Source organism: Methylobacterium fujisawaense (genome assembly GCF_039619325.1).
Lineage (GTDB): Bacteria > Pseudomonadota > Alphaproteobacteria > Rhizobiales > Beijerinckiaceae > Methylobacterium > Methylobacterium fujisawaense.
The window spans coordinates 2,070,387-2,096,498 of record NZ_CP155000.1 but is presented as its reverse complement, the minus strand read 5'-3'; the positions used below and the strand labels follow the sequence as shown (position 1 = coordinate 2,096,498).

At 70.6% G+C, this 26,112-nt stretch carries 25 protein-coding genes; 10 read left to right on the top strand and 15 right to left on the bottom strand.

From position 1 onward, the window contains the following. Positions 1 to 16: 16 nt before the first annotated feature. From fba to gap, 5 genes are all read right to left on the bottom strand, one after another. Positions 17 to 1,087, bottom strand: a complete 1,071-nt coding sequence (gene fba, locus ABC766_RS09910) for a class II fructose-bisphosphate aldolase (RefSeq protein WP_043345222.1) — start codon at positions 1,085 to 1,087, stop codon at positions 17 to 19. Between the two features lie 63 nt (positions 1,088 to 1,150). Then, on the bottom strand, positions 1,151 to 1,471 hold the full coding sequence (locus ABC766_RS09905) for a hypothetical protein (RefSeq protein WP_345822025.1): 321 nt from the start codon (positions 1,469 to 1,471) through the stop codon (positions 1,151 to 1,153). A 79-nt stretch (positions 1,472 to 1,550) separates the two neighbouring features. Beyond that, complete coding sequence (locus ABC766_RS09900) at positions 1,551 to 2,753, bottom strand: phosphoglycerate kinase (protein WP_345822024.1); 1,203 nt, start codon at positions 2,751 to 2,753, stop codon at positions 1,551 to 1,553. Positions 2,754 to 2,788: 35 nt separating this feature from the next. After that, positions 2,789 to 3,274: a hypothetical protein gene (locus tag ABC766_RS09895; RefSeq protein WP_345822023.1), complete on the bottom strand. Its 486-nt coding sequence runs from the start codon at positions 3,272 to 3,274 to the stop codon at positions 2,789 to 2,791. Between the two features lie 89 nt (positions 3,275 to 3,363). Further along, on the bottom strand, positions 3,364 to 4,368 hold the full coding sequence (gene gap / locus ABC766_RS09890) for a type I glyceraldehyde-3-phosphate dehydrogenase (protein WP_043345211.1): 1,005 nt from the start codon (positions 4,366 to 4,368) through the stop codon (positions 3,364 to 3,366). 450 nt (positions 4,369 to 4,818) lie between these two features. On the opposite strand from gap, the gene ABC766_RS09885 reads away from it, so the two are divergent. After that, positions 4,819 to 5,103, top strand: a complete 285-nt coding sequence (locus ABC766_RS09885; protein WP_043380241.1) for a DUF4164 family protein — start codon at positions 4,819 to 4,821, stop codon at positions 5,101 to 5,103. A gap of 42 nt (positions 5,104 to 5,145) precedes the next feature. Continuing rightward, the gene (locus ABC766_RS09880) at positions 5,146 to 5,517 is read left to right on the top strand and encodes a cell division protein ZapA (protein ID WP_043345206.1); all 372 of its coding nucleotides are present in this window, start codon (positions 5,146 to 5,148) and stop codon (positions 5,515 to 5,517) included. Positions 5,518 to 5,839: 322 nt separating this feature from the next. Here the strand turns inward: ABC766_RS09880 and ABC766_RS09875 are convergent, their stop codons facing one another. The 3 genes from ABC766_RS09875 to madL all read right to left on the bottom strand — a co-directional run bounded on the left by ABC766_RS09875 (position 5,840) and on the right by madL (position 7,881). Next, positions 5,840 to 6,508, bottom strand: coding sequence for a GntR family transcriptional regulator (locus tag ABC766_RS09875; RefSeq protein ID WP_043380236.1), 669 nt, complete (start codon positions 6,506 to 6,508; stop codon positions 5,840 to 5,842). 123 nt (positions 6,509 to 6,631) lie between these two features. Then, the gene (gene madM / locus ABC766_RS09870) at positions 6,632 to 7,396 is read right to left on the bottom strand and encodes a malonate transporter subunit MadM (protein ID WP_287090539.1); all 765 of its coding nucleotides are present in this window, start codon (positions 7,394 to 7,396) and stop codon (positions 6,632 to 6,634) included. A gap of 17 nt (positions 7,397 to 7,413) precedes the next feature. Next, on the bottom strand, positions 7,414 to 7,881 hold the full coding sequence (madL, locus tag ABC766_RS09865) for a malonate transporter subunit MadL (protein ID WP_342140812.1): 468 nt from the start codon (positions 7,879 to 7,881) through the stop codon (positions 7,414 to 7,416). Between the two features lie 227 nt (positions 7,882 to 8,108). On the opposite strand from madL, the gene mdcA reads away from it, so the two are divergent. The 8 genes from mdcA (at position 8,109) to ABC766_RS09825 (ending at position 16,024) form a co-directional block, all read left to right on the top strand. Further along, positions 8,109 to 9,755 (top strand): malonate decarboxylase subunit alpha, encoded by a 1,647-nt coding sequence (mdcA, locus tag ABC766_RS09860; RefSeq protein ID WP_342140811.1) that lies wholly within the window; start codon positions 8,109 to 8,111, stop codon positions 9,753 to 9,755. 39 nt (positions 9,756 to 9,794) lie between these two features. Continuing rightward, positions 9,795 to 10,103, top strand: a complete 309-nt coding sequence (gene mdcC / locus ABC766_RS09855; protein ID WP_043380229.1) for a malonate decarboxylase acyl carrier protein — start codon at positions 9,795 to 9,797, stop codon at positions 10,101 to 10,103. A gap of 2 nt (positions 10,104 to 10,105) precedes the next feature. Further along, the gene (locus tag ABC766_RS09850) at positions 10,106 to 11,035 is read left to right on the top strand and encodes a biotin-independent malonate decarboxylase subunit beta (RefSeq protein WP_342140810.1); all 930 of its coding nucleotides are present in this window, start codon (positions 10,106 to 10,108) and stop codon (positions 11,033 to 11,035) included. After that, a complete protein-coding gene (gene mdcE, locus ABC766_RS09845; RefSeq protein WP_345822022.1) occupies positions 11,022 to 11,738 on the top strand; it encodes a biotin-independent malonate decarboxylase subunit gamma in 717 nt (238 codons plus the stop codon). The genes ABC766_RS09850 and mdcE overlap by 14 nt, the downstream gene beginning before the upstream one ends. After that, positions 11,731 to 12,390 (top strand): malonate decarboxylase holo-[acyl-carrier-protein] synthase, encoded by a 660-nt coding sequence (mdcG, locus tag ABC766_RS09840; protein WP_342140808.1) that lies wholly within the window; start codon positions 11,731 to 11,733, stop codon positions 12,388 to 12,390. The genes mdcE and mdcG overlap by 8 nt, the downstream gene beginning before the upstream one ends. Further along, positions 12,387 to 13,313, top strand: a complete 927-nt coding sequence (locus ABC766_RS09835) for an acyltransferase domain-containing protein (RefSeq protein ID WP_342140807.1) — start codon at positions 12,387 to 12,389, stop codon at positions 13,311 to 13,313. The genes mdcG and ABC766_RS09835 overlap by 4 nt, the downstream gene beginning before the upstream one ends. A 176-nt stretch (positions 13,314 to 13,489) precedes the next feature. Then, a complete protein-coding gene (gene gmd, locus ABC766_RS09830; RefSeq protein ID WP_043350641.1) occupies positions 13,490 to 14,473 on the top strand; it encodes a GDP-mannose 4,6-dehydratase in 984 nt (327 codons plus the stop codon). A gap of 69 nt (positions 14,474 to 14,542) precedes the next feature. Further along, complete coding sequence (locus ABC766_RS09825; RefSeq protein WP_342140806.1) at positions 14,543 to 16,024, top strand: aldehyde dehydrogenase; 1,482 nt, start codon at positions 14,543 to 14,545, stop codon at positions 16,022 to 16,024. 45 nt (positions 16,025 to 16,069) lie between these two features. On the opposite strand, the gene ABC766_RS09820 is transcribed toward ABC766_RS09825, so the two are convergent. From ABC766_RS09820 to ABC766_RS09790, 7 genes are all read right to left on the bottom strand, one after another. Further along, complete coding sequence (locus ABC766_RS09820) at positions 16,070 to 17,308, bottom strand: hypothetical protein (RefSeq protein WP_345822021.1); 1,239 nt, start codon at positions 17,306 to 17,308, stop codon at positions 16,070 to 16,072. A 119-nt stretch (positions 17,309 to 17,427) separates the two neighbouring features. Beyond that, the gene (locus ABC766_RS09815; protein ID WP_345822020.1) at positions 17,428 to 18,939 is read right to left on the bottom strand and encodes a lipopolysaccharide biosynthesis protein; all 1,512 of its coding nucleotides are present in this window, start codon (positions 18,937 to 18,939) and stop codon (positions 17,428 to 17,430) included. Next, complete coding sequence (locus ABC766_RS09810; protein ID WP_345822713.1) at positions 18,936 to 20,159, bottom strand: glycosyltransferase family 4 protein; 1,224 nt, start codon at positions 20,157 to 20,159, stop codon at positions 18,936 to 18,938. The genes ABC766_RS09815 and ABC766_RS09810 overlap by 4 nt, the downstream gene beginning before the upstream one ends. A gap of 110 nt (positions 20,160 to 20,269) precedes the next feature. Then, positions 20,270 to 21,526, bottom strand: a complete 1,257-nt coding sequence (locus ABC766_RS09805) for a glycosyltransferase family 4 protein (RefSeq protein WP_345822019.1) — start codon at positions 21,524 to 21,526, stop codon at positions 20,270 to 20,272. Next, complete coding sequence (locus ABC766_RS09800) at positions 21,507 to 22,643, bottom strand: glycosyltransferase family 1 protein (RefSeq protein ID WP_345822018.1); 1,137 nt, start codon at positions 22,641 to 22,643, stop codon at positions 21,507 to 21,509. Before ABC766_RS09800 ends, ABC766_RS09805 begins: the two co-directional genes overlap by 20 nt. Before the next feature lie 46 nt (positions 22,644 to 22,689). Continuing rightward, positions 22,690 to 23,916: a glycosyltransferase family 4 protein gene (locus ABC766_RS09795; protein WP_081948652.1), complete on the bottom strand. Its 1,227-nt coding sequence runs from the start codon at positions 23,914 to 23,916 to the stop codon at positions 22,690 to 22,692. Continuing rightward, complete coding sequence (locus ABC766_RS09790) at positions 23,913 to 26,108, bottom strand: polysaccharide biosynthesis tyrosine autokinase (RefSeq protein WP_342140801.1); 2,196 nt, start codon at positions 26,106 to 26,108, stop codon at positions 23,913 to 23,915. The genes ABC766_RS09795 and ABC766_RS09790 overlap by 4 nt, the downstream gene beginning before the upstream one ends. Positions 26,109 to 26,112 lie beyond the last annotated feature (4 nt).

Below are 26,112 nucleotides of genomic sequence, written 5' to 3'. Positions count from 1 at the left end.
GGCGACAACCGGCGCCTTACCGCGCGCCGATCTTCGGATCCAAGGCGCCGCTGGCGTAGCGCTTGGCCATCTCGGCGACCGAGATCGGCCGGATCTTCGAGCCCTTGCCGGCGGTGTTGAACTCCTCGAAGCGCTGCTTGCAGAGTTTGGTCATCGCCTCCATGGCGGGCTTCAGGTACTTGCGCGGGTCGAATTCGGAGGGGTTCTCGGTGAGGACCTTCCGGATCTGACCGGTCATCGCCATGCGGTTGTCGGTGTCGATGTTGATCTTGCGCACGCCGTGCTTGATGCCGCGCTGGATCTCCTCGACCGGAACACCCCAGGTCGGCTTCATCTGGCCGCCGTACTGGTTGATGATGTCCTGCAGGTCCTGCGGCACCGACGAGGAGCCGTGCATGACGAGGTGGGTCGTCGGCAGGCGGCGGTGGATCTCCTCGATCACGTTCATCGCCAGCACCTCGCCGTCGGGCTTGCGGGTGAACTTGTAGGCGCCGTGACTCGTGCCCATGGCCACCGCCAGCGCGTCCACCTTGGTGGCCTCGACGAACTTCACCGCCTCCTCCGGGTCGGTCAGGAGCTGGTCGTGGCTGAGCGTACCCTCGGCGCCGTGGCCGTCCTCGGCCTCGCCCTGGCCGCTCTCCAGCGAGCCGAGCACGCCCAGCTCACCCTCGACCGAGACGCCGGCCCAGTGGGCCATCTTGGTGACGTTGCGGGTGATCTCGACGTTGTAGTTGTAGTCGGCCGGGGTCTTGCCGTCGGCCTTCAGCGAGCCGTCCATCATCACCGAGGTGAAGCCATACTGGATCGCAGTGGCACAGGTGGCTTCGTTGTTGCCGTGGTCGAGATGCATGCAGACGGGGATGTGCGGGTAGATCTCGACGAGGCCGTCGATCAGCTTGGCCAGCACGACGTCGTTGGCGTAGGCGCGGGCGCCACGGCTCGCCTGAAGGATGACCGGCGAGTCGGTGGCATCGGCGGCCGCCATGATGGCGAGCCCCTGTTCCATGTTGTTCAGGTTGAAGGCGGGCACGCCGTACTCGTACTCAGCGGCGTGATCGAGGAGCTGCCGGAGGGTGATGCGTGCCATCGTGCGTGTCTTCCCGTTTCCCGTTTCGTTGTCCGCCCGATCGCCGGAGGCGCGGTGAGGCCCTCAGCTGGGCTGTATCGTTTCGCTCTGCCGGGTGCCTTGCTTTCGGTCAATCTCCGACGCGGCGCAGGCCATTCTTTCGGCGGATGATCCCCGGTCGGTCCGGCTTTCCTGGGCTGCGACGCGGTCCTCGACCTCGCTGACCCGCGCGTCGAACCTTACCGCCGTGGCCCGCATCGTCACGCGCATCCCGGCCACGTTCAGACGATCGCTCCGCGCCTCGAGCCTGTCGAAGCGCGTCATCGTCTCGGACCGCAGATCCGCCAGGCTCGCCTGGATGCCCCTCAGATTCTTGAGGGTCGCGTTCTCCCCATCGTCACCCATCGCCCCGGCCCCCCGGCTGATCAAGCCCGGCAGTATAGATAGGGTCGGGCCAATGGGGGAGGAGAGCAAGGTGGCCGTCTCAGCCCTTCGCCCGCAGCGCCTCGACGCCCGGGAGGGCCTTGCCCTCAAGCCATTCGAGGAAGGCGCCGCCGGCGGTCGAGACGTAGGTGAAGTCCTGCGCCACGCCGGCATGGTTGAGCGCGGCCACGGTGTCGCCGCCGCCCGCAACCGAGACGAGCTGGCCATCCTTCGTCCGCGCGGCCGCGTGCTTGGCGGCGGCCACGGTGGCGGCGTCGAACGGGGCCAGCTCGAAGGCGCCCAGCGGGCCGTTCCACACCAGGGTCTTGGCCCCGTCGATGGCGGCATTGATCTCGGCGACCGAGCGCGGACCGGCATCGAGGATCATGCTCGCGTCCGGCACGGAATCCACCGGCACGGTCTCGTGGGGAGCCTGCGCCTTGAACTCGGTCGCGGCGACCGCGTCGACCGGCAGGATGATCCGGCAGCCGGCCTTCTCGGCCGCCGCCAGGATACGCGTGGCGGTCTCGGCGAGATCCTTCTCGCAGAGGGACTTGCCCACCGCCTTGCCCTGCGCGTGCAGGAACGTGTTGGCCATGCCGCCGCCGATCACCAGCATGTCGACCTTAGCGACGAGGTTCTCCAGGAGATCGATCTTGGAGGAGACCTTGGCGCCGCCGACCAGTGCGATCACCGGGCGCTGGGGCGATTCCAGGCCCTTGGTCAGCGCGTCGAGCTCGGCCTGCATCTCGCGGCCGGCATAGGCCGGCAGCCTGTGCGCCAGACCCTCGGTGGAGGCGTGGGCGCGGTGGGCTGCCGAAAAGGCCTCGTTGACGTAGACGTCGCCATTCGCCGCCAGGGCGTCTGCGAAAGCCGCGTCGTTCTTCTCCTCGCCGGGATGATAGCGGGTGTTCTCCAGGAGGAGGACGTCGCCGTCCTTCAGGGCCGCCACCGCCTGCGCGGCGGCGTCGCCCACGCAATCCGCAGCGAAGGCGACGGTGCGCCCGAGGGCCGCGCCGAGGGCCGGGACCACCGGCTCCAGCGAATCCTTCGGCTCGCGCTTGCCCTTCGGCCGGCCGAAATGGGCGAGCAGGATCACCCTGGCGCCCTGCTCGGCGACCTCGCGGATCGTCGGCGCGACGCGCGCGATGCGGGTCGCGTCGGTCACCCGCCCGTTCTCCATGGGCACGTTCAGATCGACGCGCATGAGGACCCGCTTGCCCTTGAGGGAGCCGGCATCGTCGAGGGTGCGGAAGGCGCTCATGCGGTCTGGTGCGGTCCTGTGCGGGGCGAGGGCGATTACTGCGCGGTCGTGCCGATGGTGGCCCGCTGCGGCAGCAGGCGGTCGAGATTCAGACGCTGGACGGCGACCATCAGGACCACGGTCAGGATGGCGGTGATCACGGCGGTAAGGACGAGGGCGCCGGTCCCGGGCAGGCGCCGGGTGCGCTCGGCGAGGCCGCGCATCTCCGTCCGGAGCGCCGCCAGGTCGGACTGGCGCGCCGATTCATTCATCCGGTTCGCCGCATTCTCGACCTTGTCCTCGACTCGGGACAGCAGTGCCTCGGAGCGGGCATACTTGTCCTCGATCCGCGAACACTTGTCCTCGATCCGCGCGAGCTGATCGAAGAGCTGGTTGGCCGGAAGCGGGTGGGACGGGACCGCGGGTGCGGCAGGGGCCGCAGTCTGTGCGGCGGCGGGTGTGGCGGGCGGCGGCGGAGCCGGCCTGGGGGCGGGCGGCACGGCAGCCGGCCCGCTCGACGTGCCCTGCGAAGCGTCGGTCATCCCTGGAGAGTCCCTGGTTCGAAGAAAGGCCGTCCGAAGAGTGGTGCGGCCGCCGACCTCTCAGGAGGCGGCGACCGCTGCAGTCCGGCTCAGATGAGCTTGGCCATCGCCACGGCGGTGTCGGCCATGCGGTTCGAGAAGCCCCACTCGTTGTCGTACCAGGTCAGGATGCGCACCAGCACGCCGTCCATCACCTTGGTCTGGTCGAGGTGGAAGGTCGAGGAATGGGGATCGTGGTTGAAGTCGATCGAGACGTTCGGCCGGTCGGTGACGCCCAGCACGCCCTTGAGCGGGCCGGCCGCGGCGGCCTTGATGGCGTCGTTGATCTCCTGGACCGTCGTCGCGCGCTTGGCCGTGAAGACGAGGTCCACCGCCGAGACGTTCGGGGTCGGCACGCGGATCGCGGTGCCGTCGAGCTTGCCCTTCAGCTCCGGCAGCACGAGGCCGACGGCCTTCGCGGCGCCGGTCGAGGTCGGGATCATCGAGAGCGCCGCGGCGCGGGCCCGGTAGAGATCCTTGTGCATCTGGTCCAGCGAGGGCTGGTCGTTGGTGTAGGAGTGGATCGTGGTCATGAAGCCGCGCTCGATGCCGACCGCCGCGTCCAGCACCTGGGCGACCGGCGCCAGGCAGTTGGTGGTGCAGGAGGCGTTCGACACGACGTGGTGCTCGCCCGTGAGCTTGTCGTGGTTGACGCCGTAGACCACCGTCAGGTCGGCGCCGTCGGCCGGGGCCGAGACGAGGACGCGCTTGGCGCCGGCGTCGAGATGGGCCTTCGCCTTGTCCTTCGAGGTGAAGATGCCGGTGCATTCCAGCGCGATGTCGACGCCGAGGTCGCGGTGCGGCAGCTCGGCCGGGTTGCGCACGGCCGTGACCTTGATGCGCTTGCCGTTCACCACCAGGAACTCGCCGTCCACGGCGACCTCGCCGGGGAAGCGGCCGTGCACGGAGTCGTAGCGGAGCAGGTGGGCGTTGGTCTCCACCGGGCCGAGATCGTTGATCGCCACGACCTCGATGTCGCTGCGGCCGGCCTCCGCGATCGCGCGCAGGACGTTGCGGCCGATGCGTCCGAACCCGTTGATGGCAACCTTCGTCACGGCGTGACTCCTTCCTGATGCGGCTCGCCGCGCGCCGGACCTGGGGGGTGGTCCGCGGAGCGGTCTCGGCGGCCCGCCATACCGTCCGGGCCGGGCCGGGCGGGATCTGTGCGGGCGGATTTGAACCTGCGATGAACCGGACCGGGAGAGGCCGGGCTTCCACGCGCGTGACCGTCGGATCGGACGGTGCCGGCTGAGGCCTCGGAACTGTCGCGGACCGGCCCTCCGGCATGTCTCGCGCGGTCCCTCTCGGGATCGCGCGGCTGTCTAGCATGGAGCCTCGACCTGTCAAACGCGTCGCCGTGACAAAGACCTTCGATCCACCGTCCAATAAACAGGGATCGGCACGATCCATTCGGAGTTCACCCGGATCGGGGATCGAAGGCCATTTCCCCCTGGAATTTCGGCTGCATTCGACGGAAAGCTTGCTGTCGAGGTAGACACAGAACCATGGCCGACGAGACCGAGCTCCGTTCCATCGACGACGCCCTCCGCCGCCTCGAGGCGGCCATCAACCGCCTGGATGCCGTCGTCCAGCGCCGCCTTGAGGTGGCTGCGCAGCCCGACGACCGGGATGCGGAACTCGCGCTGATGGACGAGGATCGGGCCCGCCTCGCTGCGGCTCTCGATGCTGCGAGCGCCCGTCTCGCCACCGTCTCGGCGACCACGGGGGAGGTCGGGCATCGGCTCGACCGGGCGATCGAGACCGTCCAGGATGTGCTCGGGCGCGCCTGATCCTTACGCCTACGCCTGTCGGAGCGCACAGCGGAGCCGCCTTTGCCGCAGATCAACGTGACCATTGACGGCCGCTCTTACCGCATGGCCTGCGGGGAGGGGGAGGAGGCGCATCTCACCGGCCTCGCCGCCACCCTCGATGGGCGCATCGGCGAGATGCGCAAGAGCTTCGGCGAGATCGGGGACATGCGCCTTCAGGTCATGGCGGCGTTGACCATCGTCGACGAGCTCGCGGAGCTGCGCATGCGGTACGCGACCCTCGAGACAGACGTCGCGGCGCTGCGCGCTGCTGCCGAGGCTGCCGAGCGCGGGCGAGCGGAGGATGCCGAGCGGGCGGCCGTCGGAATCGGTCGGGCGGCCGAGCATATCGGAAAGCTCGCCGACGCGCTCGGCGGGGTGAGTCCGCGCACGTGAACGACACCACGCGAACGACAAGGAGCCGGACGCCTGCACTGTCGAACCGGTTCGCATTCCGACGCCGCGCGCGAGCCATTCGCGGACCGCAATCCGACCCCGGCGGCGCCGAAAGCGGCGGGATTTTTGGAAATACTCACCTCTCTGGACTGACGTGGATGCGGGCACGACGCCGGTCCCCTTAAACACGACCGTCACCGGCTACCGGTGCTGATCGACCGTTCGAGGCCCTTTCGGTTCGTGTTCGGACTGGTCTTCGCGCAACCGTGAGACCGTCCGGGGCCGGGTTGCCGCGCCGGACCGATCATCGCCGCCGAAAACCTCATTCCGTCTCGGCGATGTAGCGCCCCAGCGCCGCCGCCGCCCGGAGCATGTGCGCGCGCATTCGCCGGGCGGCCGTCTCGCCGTCCCCTTCGGCGATCGCCGCCAGGATCTCGCCGTGCTCCTCCCGCGAACGGCGGATCCGGTCGGCGTGGCGGAGCTGCGTGCGCCGGAACGCGGCGAGGCGCTCGCGGATCGCCAGCGCCTGCTCGGCCATGAAGCCGTTGTGGGTCGCCGTGTAGAGCGCCTCGTGGAAGGCGCGGTTGAACCGGTCGTAGGCGTCGACGTCGCCCGCCTCGACCGCCTTGGCGGATTCCTCGTGAAGCTCCATGAGCTCCCCGCGCTCCAGGGGCGTCATCCGGTAGGTGGCGAGCCGGGCACACATCGCCTCGATCTCGGCGGTCGTCTCGAACATGTCGGCGATCCGCTGCGGCGTGAGGCGCACCACCACGACGCCCCGGCGGGGCCGGATCTCCACGAGCCCCGAGGCCGCGAGCTGGCGCAGCGCCTCCCGGACGGGCGTGCGCGACGCGCCGTAGCGATCGGCCAGGTTCTGCTCGTCGAGGGCCGTGCCGGCCGCGATCGTCCCCGACGCGATGGCGTCCGTGAGCGCGTCGCGGATCCGGTCCGAGAGCAGCCCGCTGTCGATCTTCTGAAAGTCGCCGTGCATCCGCCGTTCCTCAATCATCCCATGAGCGGCGCCTGCCAGTCTTCGGGAAGACGATGCGGAACCATACCCTAATCCGCACGGGCGAATCCGCATCGCGACCGGACGCGCCGGAACGAAGCCGCTTCAGCCGGCCAGGGCCCGCACGGTCAGGAACAGGATCGAGGGGCCGACGAGGCAGCCGATTCCGGTGTGGAACGTCGCTGTCAGCGCGCCGTAGGGGACGAGCTTCGGATCGGTCGCCGCGAGGCCGCCCGCGACCCCGCTGACCGTGCCCATCAGGCCACCATACGCCATCGCGGAGCGCGGGTTGTCGAGGCCGATCAGCCGGGCCACCAGGGGCGTCCCGACCATGACCATGACCGCCTTGGTCACCCCGGTCGCGATGGACAGCGCCATCACGGTGGAATCCGCGCCGATCGCCGCGCCGGTGACGGGCCCGACGATGTAGGTGATCGCCCCCGCGCCGATCGTCGTGATCGAGACCGCGTCGTGATAGCCGAAGGCCACGGCGGTCAGGGTGCCGACGATGAACGGCAGGATCGTCCCGAGGGCGAGCGCCAGGACGCCCAGCAGGCCCGCGCGCCGCGCCTCGATCACGTCCACCTCGAAGGCGGTGGCGACGATGGCGAAGTCGCGCAGCATCGCCCCGCCCATCAGGCCGATCCCGGCAAGCGCCGGGATGTCGGCGAGGCCCTTCTTCCCGCCCGTGTAGAGCCCGCCGAGATAGGCGAGCGCCAGCCCCAGCACGATCGCGATCGCGGAGCCGTGGACGCGGCCTTTGGTGAGGCGCTTGGCGGCGTAGTTCGAGACGAGGATCAGCGCGCCGACCACCGCGAAGGCGGCCACGAGGCTCTGCTCGACGAAGACGTGCTCGATGCCGTGCCAGATGTCGTGTCCCATGGCGTTCACCCCTTCCTGGCGTCGGGCGCGACGGGCGCGGCGGCCGGCGCCACCGCTTCGGGCTCGGCGTCGCCGCCGATCACAGAGCCGCCATGCTCCACGGCGCCGCTGCCGGGGTCGCGCCGGCCGATCCGGCTGAGCAGGGCGACGGCGCCGAAGCACAGGACCAGGGAGCCTGTCGCCGCGATCAGCACGATCGGACCGCCGCTCACGGCCGCCACGACGTTCTGCTGGGCCGCCATGGCGACCACGATCGGGATGTACATCCCCGCCCAGAATTCGACGCCGAACTGGACCCCTTTGGTCAGGCGCCCCCGGTGGGACAGCCACAGGCGCGCGGCGATGAGCAGGATCATGGCGATGCCGACGCCGCCGACATTGGCCTTGACGCCGAGAGCGAGGCCGAGAAGGTCGCCGAGATACACGCCGATCAGCGTGGCGGCGGCGAGCAGGGCGACACCGAGGACGATCATCGGCGTTGCCCGTTTACTGGAGCGGCGCTTCCGGCCGCATCCGACGGCCGTGTGGACGCGTGCAACATGGCGCGTTCCCTTCCCGGATCGGCCTCGGGGGCCGTTACGCGAAGTATGCAATATGTTCACACGCACGCAATCTCGTATACGAAACTGTGATTGCGTCGGGTTTGAAAATACCGGAACAACCGCTAGATATCGTTCGGTACACCGGTTGGAGCACGCGGATGGGCGAGTGGCGCGGTGAGAGGCGGGCGCGGGACGCGCGCATCGCGGCGGGGCGCGCCCACGCGGACGGCAAGGTCGTGCCGGCCGGGGCCGTGGTCGACCTGCTGGAGTCGATCCTGCGGCCCGGCGACCGTGTCTGCCTCGAGGGCGATAATCAGAAGCAGGCCGACTGCCTCGCCCGCGGCTTGAGCGCCTGCGATCCCGACAAGATCCACGACCTGCACATGGTCCAGTCGGGGATCGTGCTGCCCGAGCACCTCGACGTGTTCGAGACCGGGATCGCGAAGCGGCTCGACTACTCGTATTCCGGTCCGCAGGGCGCCCGCATCGCCAAGATGCTCTACGGCGGCCAGATCGAGCTCGGCGCGGTCCACACCTACCTGGAGCTGTTCGCCCGCTACTTCGTCGATCTGACGCCCAACGTGGCGCTGATCGCCGGCGTCTCGGCCGACCGGAACGGCAACCTGTATACGGGGCCGAACACCGAGGACACGCCGACCGTCGTGGAGGCGACCGCCTTCAAGAACGGCGTCGTGGTCGCGCAGGTCAACGAGATCGTCGACACGGTGCCGCGGGTCGACATCCCGGGCGACCGGGTGGACTTCGTGGTCGAGGCCGACACGCCGTTCTACGTCGAGCCGCTCTTCACCCGCGATCCGGCGGCGATGACCGAGACCCAGATCCTGATCGCCATGATGGCGATCAAGGGGATCTATGCCGAGTACGGCATCCGCCGGCTGAACCACGGAATCGGTTTCGGGACCGCGGCGATCGAGCTGCTGCTGCCGACCTACGGCGAGAAGCTCGGCCTGAAAGGCAAGATCGCCACCCACTGGGCGCTCAACCCGCACCCGACCCTCATCCCGGCGATCGAATCCGGCTGGGTCAAGCAGGTCCACTGCTTCGGCTCCGAGGTCGGGATGGACCGCTACATCCGTGAGCGGCCCGACATCTTCTTCACCGGCGCGGACGGAAGTCTGCGCTCGAACCGGGCCTTCTGTCAGACCGCCGGTCTCTACGCCTGCGACATGTTCATCGGGGCGACGCTCCAGATCGACCTGATGGGCCATTCCTCGACCGTCACGCAGTCTCGGGTGGCGGGTTTCGGGGGCGCCCCCAACATGGGCTCGGACCCGCATGGCCGGCGCCATCCCTCCGATGCTTGGATGAAGGCCGGCCGTGAGGACCAGATCGTCGGCGACCCGGCGCTGATGCGCGGGCGCAAGCTCGTGGTGCAGCTGGTGGAGACCTTCGGCGACAAGCTGGTCCCGACCTTCGTGGAGAAGCTCGACGCCCTCGAACTGGCGAAGAAAATCGGCCTCGAACTGGCGCCGGTCATGATCTACGCCGACGACGTGACCCACATCGTCACCGAGGAGGGTATCGCGAACCTCCTGCTCTGCCGGGACGCGGACGAGCGCGAGCAGGCGATCCGGGGCGTCGCCGGCTACACCGAGGTCGGTCGCGGCCGGGACCGGGCGAAGGTGGAGGCGCTGCGCGCCCGGGGTGTCATCCGTCGCCCCGAGGATCTCGGCATCGAGCCCCTGGACGCCGACCGGGCGCTGCTCGCCGCGAAGTCGATCAAGGATCTCGTGCATTGGTCCGGCGGGCTCTACGAGCCGCCGGTCCGGTTCCGGAACTGGTGAGCGGCGCGCGATGAAGGGTCCTCTGGCAAGGAGCCGGCCATGGAATCTCTGACCTTCCGCCACACCACGAAGAAGCCGCTGCCCGGCTCGGTGCCGAGCGCGATCACCGGCGTCGTGGCGTCCGGCAACCTGGAGATCCTGCTGGAGCGCGTCCTGCCGCCGGATGCCTGCGAGGTGGCCGTCGAGACCCCGATCGCCGGCTACGGCGACGTCTGGGAGGCGGTGGTGGCCGATTTCGTCGCCCGGGCGCAGCCCGGGGGCCTGCGCATCAGCATCAACGACGGCGGTGCCCGCCCCGACACCGTGTCGCTGCGCCTGCTCCAGGGCGCGCGGCTGATGGAGGCCTGACCATGGCTGGCGACCGCGCCGCGAGCATCGATCCGGACGCCCTGAGCTGGTACGAGGCCACCGCCCGCCAGCGGGTGCTGGCGCTCACCGATCCGGGAAGCTTCCACGAGTTCCTGCCGCCGACGGAGCGGCGCATGAGCCCGCACCTGCCGCTGTTCGACCTGCCGCGCGCCTTCGACGACGGCATCGTGGTCGGCCGCGCGCGCCTCGACGGCGAACCGGTCCTGATCGCCGCCCAGGAGGGCCGCTTCATGGGCGGGGCCTTCGGCGAGGTGCATGGGGGCAAGCTGGTCGGCCTGCTCCGGGCGGCCCTGGCGCTGAAGCCGAAGGCGGTGCTGATCCTGTTCGACACCGGTGGCGTCCGCCTGCAGGAGGCCAATGCCGGCGAGACGGCCATCGCCGAGGCCATGCGGGCCATCGTCGATGTGCGCGTCGCAGGCATCCCGGTGATCGGGCTGATCGGCGGCCGGGCCGGCTGCTACGGCGGCGGCGGCCTGATCGCCGGCACCTGCTCGCGGCTCGCGGTCTCGGAGGGCGGCCGCATCTCGGTGTCCGGCCCCGAGGTCATCGAGACCAACAAGGGCGCGGAGGAATTCGATTCCTGCGACCGGGCGCTGGTCTGGCGCACCATGGGCGGCAAGCACCGCCGCCTGATCGGGGGTGCCGACGCCTTCTGCGCCGACACCGTCTCGGCCTTCCGCAAGGCCGCCCGCGATCTCGTCGGCCGCGCGCCGGCCTTCGACCTGGGCACCCTCGAGGCCGAGCAGGCGCGCCTGGAAGCCCGGATCGACCGGTTCGGCGATTGCCGCGACGCCACGGATGTCTGGGCCCGCCTGGGCGTGAACGATCCCGAATCCGTGCCGGCGATGGATACGGACGCCTTCGCGGAGACCGTGGCGCGGAGCCCGGAGGCCGACCATGACGCTCGCTGAGATCCTCGCCTCCCTCTTCCCGCAGGGTCACGCGGTCGCGGTGCGCGAGGGCCTCGTGACCGGCACCGGTCCGTTCGGGGACGGCCCGATGCACGTGGTGGGCGTCGACGGCGACACGCCCCTCGGTGTCGACGGGGCGCTCGTCCTGTCGCGCGCCGTGCTCGACGCCGTGCGCACCGGCGACCGCGCGCCGATCCTGGTGGCGGTGGATTCCGACAGCCAGCGCATGAGCCGCCGTGACGAGCTTTTGGGTCTCAACGAATGCCTCGCCCATCTCGCCAAGGCGCTGCTCTTGGCGGATCGGTCGGGCCATCCGACGATCGGGCTGATCTACGGCCACTCGGCCGCCGGCGCCTTCATCGCCACGGCCCTCGCGACGCGGGTCCTGGCGGCACTGCCCGGGGCCAATCCCAGCGTCATGGATCTGCCGTCCGTCGCCCGGGTGACCAAGCTGCCCCTCGACACCCTTGAGGAGATGGCCAAGTCGACCCCCGTCTTCGCCCCCGGCCTCGACAACATGGTGGCGGCCGGTGCCGTCCACGTCGTTCTGGACCCGGACCGGCCCCTTGGCGGCCAGATCCGCGCGGTGATCGACACGATGGAGGCGGAGGACGTCCGCGACCGGCTGGGCGCCGAGCGGGGCGGCCGCCCGGTCGCCCACACCGTCGCGGCGGCCGTCGCCGATCAGGCGCGCCTTGGCTGAGCCCTTCCGACGCCACGACCTCGTCCGCGTCGATCCGGCAGCCTGGGCGGCGTGGCGCGCGGACCGGCCCGATCTCGGCGCCGTCCCCCATCTGGAGGGCTGGGCCGCGGCGGGCCGGCCCTTGATCGTCCGCCGCCGTGTTCCCGGTGAGACCGGCGACGTGGTGCCGCTCGGCCTGCCGCTGCCGCCCGCGGACGGCAAGCGGCGGATCGGGCTCGCCCTGCCGGCATCCGCGCTGTCGCCCGTACCGGCGGTGAGCCTCGCCGAGGCCGCCGCCCACGCCCCGGCCTCCTGGGGTCCGGCCGTCGACGCCCTCACGGCGCTCGGCCGACGGCACGGCCTGGTGCCGCGCCCCTTCGGCAGCCTCCTCTGGCAGGCTGTCACGGGCCTCACCTACCTGAGCGCTGCCTCCGACCTCGACCTGCTCTGGCCGTGCCGAGTTCCGGTGCCGGTCGGTCTTCTCGACGGCATCGCCGCCGTGGCTGGGACGGCACCGATGGGCATCGATGGGGAGATCCTGCTGCCGGACGGCGCCGGTCTGCACTGGCGCGAGCTGCGCGACGCGCCGGAAGACGGTTCGGTGCTCGCCAAGAGCCTGGGCCGTCTGGCCCTTCAGGCGGTCGCGGGCCTGCGCGGCCCCGGCCCGGCATGACCCTCGCGATCCTCCTCTCCGGGCAGGGCGGCCAGCACCCGGCCATGTTCGACCTCACGGCCGATCATCCGGCCGCGCAGGAGGTGTTCGCCTCCGCCAGACCGCTTCTCGGCGGCACCGATCCGCGCGACTTGGCCCGCGCGGGCGGCGACAACCTGCAGGCGAATCGGACCGGTCAGATCCTGTGCTGCGTCGCCGCCCTGACGGCGTGGCGGGCGCTGGCCGGGGCGGCATCGGACCGCTCGATCGTGGCCGGCTACAGCATCGGCGATCTCGCGGCCTGGGGCGTCGCCGGACGCCTCGACCACGCGGACGTGCTCGCTCTCGCTGCGCGACGCGCGGAGGCCATGGATGCCGCTTCCGGCGCGGGGTTCGGGCTGGCGGGGATCCGCGGCCTGAGCCTCGACGCGCTCGCGGATCTTGCAGCACGCCACGGTTGCCACATCGCCATCCGCAACGCGGCCGACAGCGGCGTCGTCGGCGGTCCGCGCGAGGCGCTGGCGGCGCTGTGCCGGGATGCGGCCGGCTCGGGCGCGCAGCGGGCCGTGGTCCTGCCCGTCCACACGCCGTCGCATACGCCCCTGCTGGATGCCGCAACGGTGGGCTTTCGGGACGCGCTCGCCGCGGTGTCGCCGCGCCGTCCGCCGGCCCGCGCGCCGCGCCTGGTCAGCGGGCTGGACGGGAGCACGGTGTTTCGCGACGCGGACGGTCGCGAGAAGCTGGCGCTTCAGATCTCGCGCACGATCGACTGGGCCGCCTGCCTTGAGGCGTGCCGCGAGTACGGCGCGGACCGCGTGCTCGAACTCGGACCGGGCCATGCCCTCGCCACGATGGCCCGGGCCGCCCTCCCGGCGGCACGCGTCCACGCCGTCGAGGAATTCCGCTCGCTCAGCGGTGTGACGGACTGGCTCGTGCGACCTTAGTCACGCCGCACATATGCCGCACATCCATTGCGGTTGGCCGTGCCTCTGCGACGCTAGTCTGGTGATGGGCCAGTCCGGCCCCGCTCGCCTGGCACAATACTGATGTCGACACCTCGCCTTGACGCGCGGCCCGTTGCGGTCGTAGCAGCCGGGCATCTTCGGGACGGGACGGGTTCATGACGGCCAAGCGAGCGCTGATCACGGGTGTGACGGGCCAGGACGGCGCGTATCTGGCACAGCTGCTGCTGCAGAAGGGCTACGCCGTCACCGGCATCGTGCGGCGTTCCAGTCATGCCGGCGTGTTCGACCACCGGTTGAAGTGGCTCGGCATCCTCGACGATGTCGAGCTGGTCGACGGCAACCTGCTCGACCTCTCGGCGCTGATGCGCATCGTCCAGGCCGCCAAGCCCGACGAGATCTACAACCTCGCCGCCCAGTCCTTCGTGACCTCGTCGTGGCAGCAGCCGCTTCTCACCGGGCAGGTGACCGGCCTCGGCGCCGCGCACATGCTGGAATGCCTGCGCTCGGTCGCCCCCCAGGCGCGCTACTACCAGGCCTCGACCTCGGAGATGTTCGGCCTGATCCAGGAGGCCAAGCAGAGCGAGTCGACGCCGTTCTACCCGCGCTCGCCCTACGGTGTGGCCAAGCTCTACGCCCACTGGATGACCATCAACTACCGGGAGAGCTTCGGGCTGCACGCGTCGAACGGGATCCTGTTCAACCACGAGAGCCCGCTGCGCGGGGTCGAGTTCGTGACCCGCAAGGTCACGGACGCGGTGGCGCGGATCAAGCTCGGCACGCAGAAGGAGCTGCGGCTCGGCAACATCGACGCCAAGCGCGACTGGGGCCACGCCCGCGACTACGTGCAGGCGATGTGGCTGATGCTGCAGCAGGACCGCCCGGACGATTACGTGATTGCCACCGGCCGGACCACGACTGTGCGGGACATGTGCGCGATCGCGTTCAAGCATGTCGGCCTGACCATGGACGACCACCTCGTCATCGACCCGGCGCTGTTCCGGCCCGCGGAGGTGGAGGTGTTGCTCGGCAACCCCGCCAAGGCGAAGGCGACCTTCGGCTGGGAGGCCGAGACCAGCCTGGAGGCCCTGATCACCGAGATGGTCGACGCCGACATCAAGCGCCTCAGCGCCAACGCCTGAGACGGCCGGGCTCGCCGGAGGCGGGCCCCGGATCCATATGGCGCGCATCCGCAGTCGGAGGAGCGCGCCGTGAAGACCTACCAGCTCTACATCGACGGGGAATTCGTCGATCCGGTCGAGGGCTCGTGGTTCGAGTCCATCGATCCCTATCGCGGTGAGCCCTGGGCCCGGATCCCACGTGCCGGGCGGGCCGATGTCGATCGGGCGGTGGCCGCCGCCAAGCGCGCCATGTGGGAGGGCCCCTGGGCCACCATGACGGCCACCGCGCGCGGCAAGGTGCTGCGCCGGATCGGCGACCTCGTGGAGCGCGAAGCGAAGGCTCTCGCCGAGGTCGAGGTCCGCGACAACGGCAAGCTGTTCGCCGAGATGTACGGCCAGACCCGCTATCAGCCGGAATGGTGGTGGTACTATGCGGGGCTGGCCGACAAGGTCGAGGGCGCCCAGGTGCCGATCGACAAGCCCGAGACCTTCGCCTTCACCCGGCACGAGCCGGTGGGCGTGGTCGGGGCGCTGACGGCGTGGAACTCGCCGCTCCTGTTCGTGGCCTGGAAATGCGCGCCCGCGCTCGCGGCCGGCTGCGCGGTCGTGGTGAAGCCCTCCGAGTTCGCCTCAGCCAGCACGCTGGAATTCGCCCGGCTCACCAAGGAGGCCGGCCTGCCCGACGGGATGTTCAACGTCATCACCGGCTTCGGCGGCGAGGCCGGCAGCGCGATCGTCGAGCATCCGGACGTTGCCAAGATCACCTTCACGGGCTCTGACGTGACCGGCGCGAAGGTCTACGAAGCGGCCGCGCGCCAGATCAAGCGCGTCTCCCTGGAACTCGGCGGCAAGTCGCCCAACATCGTCTTCGCCGATGCCGACCTGAAGGCCGCCGCCGCGGGCGCGATCTCGGGCATCTTCGCGGCCACCGGGCAGACCTGCATCGCCGGCTCGCGCCTGCTGGTGCAGAACAGCATCCGCCAGGAATTCACCGACCGACTGATCGAACTCGCCCGCACCGCCAAGCTCGGCGACCCGATGCAGGCAGACACCAATATCGGGCCGATCACTACGCCGCCGCAATACACGAAGGTGCTCGACTACATCGCGCTGGCCAAGAGCGAGGGGGCCCGCTGCGTCTTCGGCGGCAATCCCGCCTCCGGTCCCGGCGTGCTCGGCGGCCAGTTCGTGGAGCCGACGATTTTCACCGGCGTCACCAACGACATGCGTATCGCCCAGGAGGAGGTGTTCGGCCCGGTCCTGTCGATCATCGGCTTCGAGGACGAGGCCGAGGCGCTCCGGCTCGGCAACGACGTGATCTACGGGCTCGCCGCCGGCGTTTGGACGCAGGATATCGGCCGCGCGATGCGGATGTCGAAGGGGCTGCGGGCCGGCACCGTCTGGGTGAACACCTACCGGGCGGTGAGCTACATGATGCCGTTCGGCGGCATGAAGCGCTCCGGCATCGGCCGCGAGAGCGGCATCGAGTCGATCCGCGAGTTCCTGGAGACCAAGAGCGTCTGGATCTCGACCAGCCGCGACGCGCCGGAGAACCCCTTCGTCATGCGGTGATGGCATTCGCCGCGCCGTCGCAGATCGCGGCGGCGCGGCCCGCCCTCAGGATCGCTGGCCGGTCGCGGATGCCGCGCGGTCGGGCGGCAGGGCGAGGGATGCCAGGATGAAGCCCATGAAGAAGAGGAAATACTGGTTGACCGACAGCTCCTCGAACATCAGCGACGGGATGAGGAACAGGGCGCTGTAGGTCAGGAACGGTCCGAAGGCGGCGGGCGCCAGCAGGATCCGGCCCAGACCGGAGAGGAGCAGCAGCGCCACCGCGATGCCGCTCTGAAGCGCCAGCGAGACGAAGCCGTTATGCGGCGTCACGAGGCCGGTCAGCGCCTGAAGTTCCTCCCGCCTGGCGACCTCGCCGACGCCGAACGGGTATTCAACGACGAGCTGGAGCGCGGTCACGCCCGACAGGAACCGCTCGTCAAAATTGCCCGTGACGTTGCGATCCTCGGCAAAGCGCCGCTCGATCGCCTGGGACAGGGTTCCCGGCAGAGGGATCTCCCCCGTCACCGCCCAGGCCACGAGCAGAAGACCGAGCACACCGAACACGGCCAGCACGGCGGGCGCCTTGAGGTTCCGCCGCATCAGCAGGCCGAGGAACAGCAGCGGCATGAACAGGCCGGCGCGGTTGTTGGTGAAGGGGAAGCTAGCCAGCAGGGCCGCGAAATAGGCGAGATAGATCGCCTTCAGGCGAAAGCGCAGGCTGAGCACCAGGGCCGCCGCCCCGCCCAGGGCGAAGACATGGCCGGTCTCGTTTCCCGAGGCCCAGAGGCCACCCTGCTTGTCCTGCACGAACAGCTTCAATTCCTCGTCGAGCCCGTCCGTGGGGACCGCGAGCCCGAACCGTTCGAGCTGCAGGCCCGAAGCGGCGAGCAGCAGCACGGCGAGGGAGGCGAGCAGGCCGGCGAGCAGGCCGATGCAGAACGCGTCCTCGACGCGCCGGTCGCGGAACATGACCAGCAGGATGAACGCCTGGACCACGTAGAGCAGGAGGACGAGGGTCAGGTAGACGTCGCCGGCCTGCTTGTGCGCCTTCAGCACCAGCGAGGCCGCGACGAGCGCCAGGATGCCGGCGAGCGGCGCGGCCTGACGCAAAGCTTCCGCGATGACGGCGCGGCGCAGCCCGAGCCAGGGAATGAGCAAAAACGGGAGAAGGTCGGACAGGCGCTGAAACGGCAGCCCGAAAGTCGAGGTCAGCACGTTGAAGTTCAGGGCCGCGCCGAGCAGGAACACCGCGACGCGATCCGCCAGCAGGGACGCGGCCGGCGCACCTGTTCCGATGGGCACCGCCTGTCCCGTCATGGTCCCGCACCGTCTGAACGCGCACCCGCCGCCGATGAACCGTCTCCGCCGGCCGCGACCTTCGGTGGACAGTGTCGCTCAGAAAGGTTGGCGGAGGGTGCAGATCAGGCGGCGCGACGCAGGAAGAAGCCGAGCGCCGTGCGGAGCGTGTCCCGGATGAGAAGCCAGGCGAGACCCAGATAGGCCACGATCCCGATGCCGATTGCCGCGAAGAGGCCGATTCGATCCCCGAGGGCGGCGTCGAGCGGGCTCTGGACGAGCAGCACGAGCCCGGCCATCGCGCCGGCACAGAGCGTGATCGGCGTCAGGATCCGGACGAGGCGCCCATTCGTCACCGGGACGATGCGCCCGGCACTGGCGACGATCGCGGGCGAGAACAGGTAGGCCCGGACCACGTGCCCGGCGACGAGGGCCGCGAGGCCGAAGGGCGCGGTCACGACGGCCGCGACGGCGCCGAGGCCGAACTGAGCGCCCGCGAGCCGCAGGGCCATGCCGTTCCGCCCCAGCGCCGTGAAGATCATCCACAGCATCGAGGTCGCGACGAATTCGGGGGCCAGGAACGCCAGCATCCGGAGCACCGGCGCCGCGTCGTGCCACTGATCGCCGAACAGGAAGGGGATGAGGGTCGGGGCCACGGCCGCCATGCCGAAGAAGGCGGGCACCGCCAGGAAGGACGACGCCTCGGTGAAGCCATAGAAGGCCGTCGCCAGCTCGCCCGGCCGATCCTGTAGGCGCGCGTAGGTGGTCAATCCGACCGTGGTCAGCGGGATGACCGCCACTTGGCTCACCAGGTCGATGCAGCGCCACGCGAGGCGCAGGTAGCCGACATCGGCCGCGGACAGGAAATAGGCGGCGATCACCTCCTGGCTCCGGATCGAGGCGACGAGTAGCAGGTAGGTGCAGAACAACCGCGAGCCGAACGCGATCTGCTCGCGCACGGAGCTAAAGTGCAGCCGCAGCGGCGGAATCCAGCGGGCCGCGACCCAGGTGAGGAGCGTGGTCGCCGTCGCGGCGACGAGGCGCTGGACCACGAGGCTCCAGACACCGTAGCCGTCGAGGGCCAGCACGAGGGCGACGGCGCCGCCGAGGATGTTGGCGCCCAGCGCCCGCAGGGCGAGCTTGCGGAAGCCGAAGCTTCGCTGGAGCCGCGCCTCGTGGATCGCGCCCGCGGCCGTGATGACGAAACAGGCGGACAGCGCGCACAGGACCGGTTGCAGCGCCGGAAGGTCGAAGATCCAGGCGATCGGCCCGGACAATGCGACCAGCCCCACGGCACAGAGGGCGCCGGTGGCGAGCATGACCCAGAAGGCGGTGGCGGCGAAGTCCTCGTCGAGGTCTGCCCGCTGGACGACCGCGTCTGGCAGGCCGCAGCGGGCGACGATCTGCAGGATGTCGATGAAGACGGCGGCGATCGCCACCATCCCGAACTCAGCGGGTTCGATCAGCCGGGCGAGGACGAGGAACACCCCGAAGCTCAGGACGACGTTGCCGACGGACGCGACCGCCACCCAGCGCGCGGCGTCGAACGAGCGGCGCGTCACCTCCGCGCCGGAGGCGAGCCCAGGCTCCTCTTCGGCAGCTGCGGCTTCCGAAAGCACCGGCGCGGCGGCGCTCACGGGCGGGTTGCCCGGCGCTCGGCGACGAGTTCGGCATAGAGGTCGAGATACTTCTCGGCGACGCGCTCGGACGTCGACTCGCGGATCACGTGCTGGAAGGCGCGCTCGTCCGGGAGGTCTTTGCGCCCCCGGGCGATCACGCTTCGTAGCCGCGCCGCGAGATCGGCATCGTCGCCCGGCGTGAACAGCCATTCGGCGTTGTCCTCACCAACCAACTCGGGGATCCCGCCCGAGGCTGCGCCGATCACCGGAACGCCCATCGTGTAGGCCTCGTAGATCGTCCGCGGCGAAGGCTCGGCCCAGAACGAGGGCACGATGAGCACGTCGATGGCGCTGAGGAAGTCGGCGGGCTTGGCCCATCCGACGAACTCGATGGGGAGGCCCTCGGCCTGCGCGGTGAAACGCGCGATGGAGTCGTCCATCGCCTGGCCGGCGACGAGGCAGCGCCAGTCGCCGGGGCCGATCCGGCGGAAGGCGTCGATCATCGTGCCGACCCCCTTCTCGGTGTTGATCCGACCGAGATAGCCGAAGGTCATCGGCCGGTCCGTCCGGTCGATCTGCCGCCGCGCCGCGGGATCCCCCTCCGGGACCGTGCAGGAATAGAAGATCACCCGGCGCCGCTCGGGCGCGAGATGCGCGAACAGGCCGTGATCGACATGGGTCTTGAGGATCTCGGTGCCGACGGAGACGACCGCGTCCACAGACCGGTTGGTGATCTGCTTGGCGGCGTTCACGACCTTGCATCCCAGATGCCAGCGGTCGCACGGCTTGCCGTCCCGGAACATGGCGGCGTTGCCGCAGATCAGGTCGTACTCGCAGACCGTGTGGACGATCGGGATCCCGCGCTTGGCCGCCTCGCGCCAGACCAGGGTCGAGACGTCGAGCAGCGAGTGCGTGTTGACGATGTCGGGCCGGAAATCGTCGAGGACGCGGCCGAACTCGGCCGCGACGGCGAAATTCCATTGCTGCTTGAGCTTGGCCCAGACGCGGCCGAACCGGGTCGCCTTGGGCCAGTCCTCCAGCCAGAAATCGTTGTGGTGCGCCATGCGGTAGACGGTGACGCCGCCGCGCACGCTCTTGGGCTCCGGCTCCCGGGCAATGCAGGCCGCTGCCACCGTGTGGCCGGCGGCGACCAGTTCCTCGGCGAGGTGCTCCACCGAGCGCTCGGCGCCGCCCACGATGTATGGCGGGTAGAGGGCACTGAGATGCAGGATCCGCAAGGGGCCGGTCACCGCGCGTGCGGCGGCCTGATCGCTCGGCCGGTCCTGGCCCTGGGGGCGCGGCTCCTCGGTGAGGATCCGGGCATAGGTCGAGGACAGGGTCGGGGTGATCATGGACGGCACTCGCTGAGGTGCGGGCGCTCCGCGTGCGCGGAAAGCTCGAGAGGCAGTTCGGGGCGGGCCGCGTCGCGGGTCGCGGCGTAGAGGGCGAGATAGGCGGCCGCGACGACGACCGGGTCGGTGCCGGCGCGGATGCGGGCGGCGCGGGCGAGCCCCTCTGCGAGGCGGGCGGGCTCCGCGACGATCCGGGCCATCGCGGCGGCGAGTGCCGGGGCATCGCCCGGTGGCACCAGCCACGGCCCCGGTCCGACCTGCTCGCCGATGCCGCCGCTTGCGGTTCCGATCACCGGGACGCCGCGCCCGTAGGCTTCCGCCACCGTCCGGCCGAAGGGTTCGGGCCAGATCGGGGGGACGACGAGGCAGTCGATGCCATCCAGGAAGGCGTCGCGCTCCGCGTAGCCCAGGAAGGTCGCGGGCAGGCCCTCGGCCCGGGCGCGGTAGCGGTCGAGCCCGTCCACGGCGCGGCCGGCAACGGAGAGGCTCCAGCCTGCCCGCGGCAGGCTCCGGCAGGCTTCGAGGAGCGTGTCGAAGCCTTTGGCGGCCTCGATCCGACCCAGATAGCCGAACCGAACCGGCGCCCCCGGAACCCGCGGACGCCGTGGCGGCGGCAGGCCGGGCGGGATCGGATTCCAGATCACCCGGCGCAGCGCCGGCGGCACGTCGGTGAAGAAGCCGGCATCGAGATGGCGCTCGAGGATGTCTGAGCCCACGGCGGCCAGAGCCGTCACGGCACGCTGACAGCGCCGGTGGATCCCACCGTAGAGGCGGCATTTGAGATGTTGACCGTCACAGGGCCGGCCGTCCCGCACCATCGCGCCGTTGGTGCAGAGACTGGTGAAGTCGTGGAGCGTGTGCACGATCGGCAGTCCGAGCTGCCGGAGCATCGGCCAGAGCGCCGGCGGCAGCTCGGAGATCGAGTGCGTATTCACGACATCGGGTTCGAAATCCCGGACCGCCGCCGCCATCCGGTCGAGGGTGGGTCGGTTCCACTGCGCGGCGAGCTTGTAGCGAAGGCGGTCGAGCCGCCCGCGTTCAGGCCAGTCGAGGATGTGGAAGGGCGTTCCGTGCCCGGTCCGATAGACGGTGACGCCGTCCTGAAGGACCGGCTCGCCCTGCGCCCGTGCCGCGCAGACGACGGCAACGTCATGGCCGAGGCCCGCCTGGGTCCGGGCGAGTGTCTCGACCATCAGTTCGGCGCCCCCGACCTGCTCGGGCGGATAGAGCGAGCTAAGGTGCAGGATGCGCATGCGGCACCTCCCGAGCGGGGCGCGCCGGAGCGCCGTCCCGGAGCGCGTCGAGCAGCAGGCCCTCGTAGCGGCGGGCGGTTTCGGCCCAGTCGTAGCGACGGACATTGTCGCGGCCGCGCGCGATCAGCGTGGCCCGGAGCCCCGGCTCGTCGAGCAGGCGGCGCAGGCCCGTGGTCAGCGCCGCAGCGTCGGCGGGATCGAAGGTCAGGGCACCGGCTCCGGCGATCTCGGGCGTCGCGGAGCGGTCCGAGCAGAGAACCGGGCAGTCAAGGGCCTGCGCCTCCAGCACGGGCAGGCAGAACCCCTCGGCGAAGGACGGGACACACAGGCACAGGGCCGCGCGGTAGAGGCCCGCCAGCTGGTCGTCGTCGATCCGCGACAGGCGCGTCAGCGGCACCGGGGCGCCGCCGAGCGCGGCGGCGATCGCCTCGTCGGGATCCTCGCCCACGTGCACGATCCCGATCCCCGGCCGGCCGAGCCCGACCACGGCGCGGGCGAGGGTCGCGAAGTTCTTGTTGTACAGGGCGTTGCCGACCGCCAGCACGAAGGGCCCGGCCGGGAGTCCGGCCCGGGGCCCGTCGCGCGTGGGATTCAGCATCGCCGCGGAGGGCACTGTCTGAGCCCGTCCGCGAAGCCGGGGATAATGGTGCTCCAGATCGCGCCGGGTCGCCTCGGACACGGTGATCACCCGTGCGCTGTTGCCCAGCACCAGCCGGAAGATCGGATCGGTGGTCAGGGCCTCGCGGGAGCGGATGCGCTCGGGCAGCGTGCGGAAATAGAGATCGTGCACGACGCTCACCCGCGCGCGACCGCCGAAGGCCGCACCGTAGGGGTCGGCATTCAGCACCACGTCGATGTCCAGGGCCCGGCACAGCCGCGGGACCGCGAGGCTCTGGCGCAGGACGTCGAGCAGCATGATCCGCGGCCGCGGCACCGTCACGACCTCGACGCGGTCGCGGATCGCCGCCGGCAGCTGGTCGCGGCGCCAGGGAGAGCGGAGCACCACCGTGAAGGTGCCGCGCGCGATCAGGCCGGCGATCACCCGGAAGGCGACGAGGGCGACGCCCGACGGCCGACCGGCATGCTGGCTCGGCATGTTGACGAGGACGCGCGGCATTGCGGTTCTGACGGCTCCGGAGGAGAGGGGAGGGATTGCCGGCCCGTCAGGCGCGGCCGGCGACCTGGAGGATGATGTCGGCGAGCGCGCGCTGCATCCGGTCCGCTCCGAAGCGGGACAGCGCCCGTTCCCGGGCGAGACCGGTTCGCGGCGCGAAGGCGTCGGGGTTTTCGAGCAGTTCCGACAGGGCGGCCGCCAAACGGTCCGGTCGCCGTGGCGGCACCAGCGTTCCGGCCGCCCCGCCGTCGAGAATCTCCGCAGAGGCACCCGCATCCGTGGCGACCACCGGCACGCCGACGCGCATCGCCTCGACGAGGGTGCGGCCGAACGGTTCCGGATCGACCGAGGGGTGCACGACCACGTCGACCGCCTGCATCAGTCGGGGGACGTCGTCGCGCTGGCCGAGGAACGTGATCCGGTCCGACAGCCGGTACTTGGCCACAAGGTCCCTCAGATGCGCCGCGTAGGCATCCTCGCCGAAGAGCGGCGCCCCCACCACGATGCAGTGGAGGCCGGGCAGGCGCGCGAGCGCCTCGATCAGCACGTCCTGTCCCTTCCAGGGCGCGATGCGGCTGAACACGCCCACGAGCGGACCCGCCGGAAGGCCGAGTTCCGCGCGCAGCGCCGCGGCAGGCCGGGGGTCGCGGTCGAGGTCGAGGCCGTTCGGCACGATACGGATCAGGGATCGGCGTCCCCCGCCCTGAACGAAGGCCCGCGCTGCGGCTTCGGACGGCACGATCACCCGGGTCGCGCAGAGATTGGCGAGGCACACCTGGGCGATGCGCTGGGCCCGCCCGAAATGCGCGCTGTCGAGGATGTCGTGCAGGTGCCAGACCAGGGGGCGTCCGACGCAGCGCGCGGCGAAGGCGGACAGCAGGAAAGCCTTCTGCGAATTCGCGTAGACGACGTCGCAGGCGCGCGCCGCCCGCGCGATCTCCAGGGCCAGGGCGCCGAGCCGGCCCAGCACCGGCAGGGCGCTCAGGGGCGAGGCATCCCGCCGGAGAGCCGCCAGGGAGGTCCGACGCCGTGCAAGACGGATCTCCAGACCCTGCCCGCGCAGGGCGTCGGTGAGGGCGCCGTCCTCGAACAGGAAGGCGGTCGAACCCGCCCATGGCTGGACGGCGTCGCGGAGCACCAGCTCCGCTCCCGACATCGTGCCGGTGTGGCTGACGAACAGAACGCTGGGACGCGCGGCGATCCCGGACCGGGCGGCCAAAACCGGGTCGACGGAGCCACGCTCCGGAAGCGTCGCGGCGGGAAGGACGTCTGTCATCGGGCGCCCGCGGCCGTGCGTGGATCGGGCAGGGGCATGACATCGTAGGTCGGCTGAGTGCCCGGCCGGACCATCGTCATCGCGATTCCGAGCACGTGTCCGCCGGCGCGGCGCAGGTTCGCCACGGTCTCGACGGTGTCGGAGAGCTGCGAGCGGCCGTAGCGGGCGCAACAGAGCACGCCGTCGACGTGGCGGGCGAGCGTCGGCGCGTCCATCAGGAGGCTGGTGGGCGGCGTATCGAGAAGGACGAGGTCGTAGCGGCGGCTCCAGTCGAGAAAGCCCGCCATCCGGTCGCTCATCAGAAGCTCGGTTGAGTCGGCCGTCGGCGTCCCCGCCGGGATGACGTCGAAGCGTCCGGCCGGGACCACGGCCTCGGCCGGGTCGATCTCGCCGCGGAGCACGCCGCCGAGGCCCGGCCCGCGGCCGAGCCCGAGCGACGCCTCGAAATTCGGGCGCCGCAGGTCGCACTCGACGACGAGGACCCGTCGCCCGCCGGCGGCGCCGATCCCGGCCAGCGCGAAGGCCGTGAACGACTTGCCCTCGCGCGGCTTCGCCGAGGTCACCAGGATGACGCGGGACTTGCCGGAGCCTGCCAGGACGAGATGGGCGTGCAGGTTGCGCAGGACGTTCTGCATCACCGGATCGACCCGCGCCCGCGCCAGGGCCTCCGGGAGTTCGAGCGCCCGCTGACGCTCGGAGAAGCGTCCGACCAGCCCGGCTGGCTCCAGGCTGGGCAGCTGCGCGAAGACCGGGGCGCCGGTGCCGGCCATGAGCTGCGCGGAGCTGCGCACCCGTCGGTCGGTATAGTCGCGCAGCAGCGCGGCAGCGGCGGCGAGGACGCCCGCGAGCACGAAGCCGCCCGCCAGGAACGGCACGGCCTTCGGCGAGAACGGCTCCTGCGGCAGCTCGGCGAGGCTGACCAGCCGCGTGCTGCCGGTGAGGATGCGCCGCTCGGTCTCCAGCTCGCCCGCCCGCTTCACCAGATCGGCGTAGCGGGTGCGCTTGATCTCCGCGTTGCGGACCATGCCCTCGATCGAGGCCTCGTCGTCCATGGCGGCGGCGGCGTCGGTCTTGGCGGTTTCGAGCTGGGCGCGCAGCGACTTGGCGAGGGCGTTCGACGCCTCGTAGGACTTGCGCAAGCCCTTCGCCACGTTGCCGACCTCCTGCTCGATCCGCGTGCGCAGGCTCGCCTGCTCGGTCTCGAGCGCCCGGATGACCGGGTGGTTCGCCCCGAGCAGCGTGCTCTGGTTGGCGAGCTGCGCGCTGACGCCGCTGAGTTGCTGCTTCAGGGATACGACGGTCTGACTGGCCAGCACCGCCGGGGCACTGTCGGCGCCGCGAGCGCCCTTGTTCTCGATCTCGCTGAGACGCGCGGCGGCATCCGCCTTGGCCGTCTCCGCAGCGGCAAGCTGCTGGCTGATGCTGGTCAGTCGCTCGGCGCTGATCGGGGCCGTCGAGCCCTTCAGCAGGCCCTTGCGACGGCGGAAGGTCTGGATTCGGGTCTCGTCCGCGCGGATCGATGCATCGAGCTGGCTGATCTCGGCATGCAGCCAGTCGGCGGCCGCCTTCCGGCTCGAGGCCTGCGTCTCGCGCTGATCCTCCAGGAAGGCGTTGATCAGGCCGTTGGCCATCGTCTGCGCCGTCTCGGGCAGCGGCGACTTGTAGCCGATGGTGATAATGCGCGAGCGGCCCGAACTCAGGACCGTGTAGCGTTTCTGAAGATACTCCACGAGGGCGTTGCGATCCGTCGTGAGCTTCGTACAGGTCGCTTCCTTCTTGGCGCTGATCTCGTCGGGATGCCCGCGGGTCGCCGCAGAGCGGCACTCGGCCATGACGGCCGCGATCAGGCCGTCGTCGATCGCGAGACGCAGCAGCCGGGGCGAGCGGATCACCAGGATCTGGCTCTCGATATCGGCCGGATCGCCGATCTTCTGGATCCAGGCCATCGAGGCGTTGTTCGCCCCGGGCTCCGCTTCGGCGACGATCACCGAGCCGCTCGCCACGTATTGCGGCTGAATCATCAGCAGGGCGGTTACGGCGAGGCCGAGGATCCCGACGAACACCGCTGCGAACAGGTAGCGGCGATGCCAGATCCGGGAGAGGGCGGCGGCCAGCGGGCCGCCGCGCACCGGCTCCTGGGGGAGGGCGCGGACCGGCGCCCGGTCGGCCAGATCGACAGTCAGGAAGGACATGCGG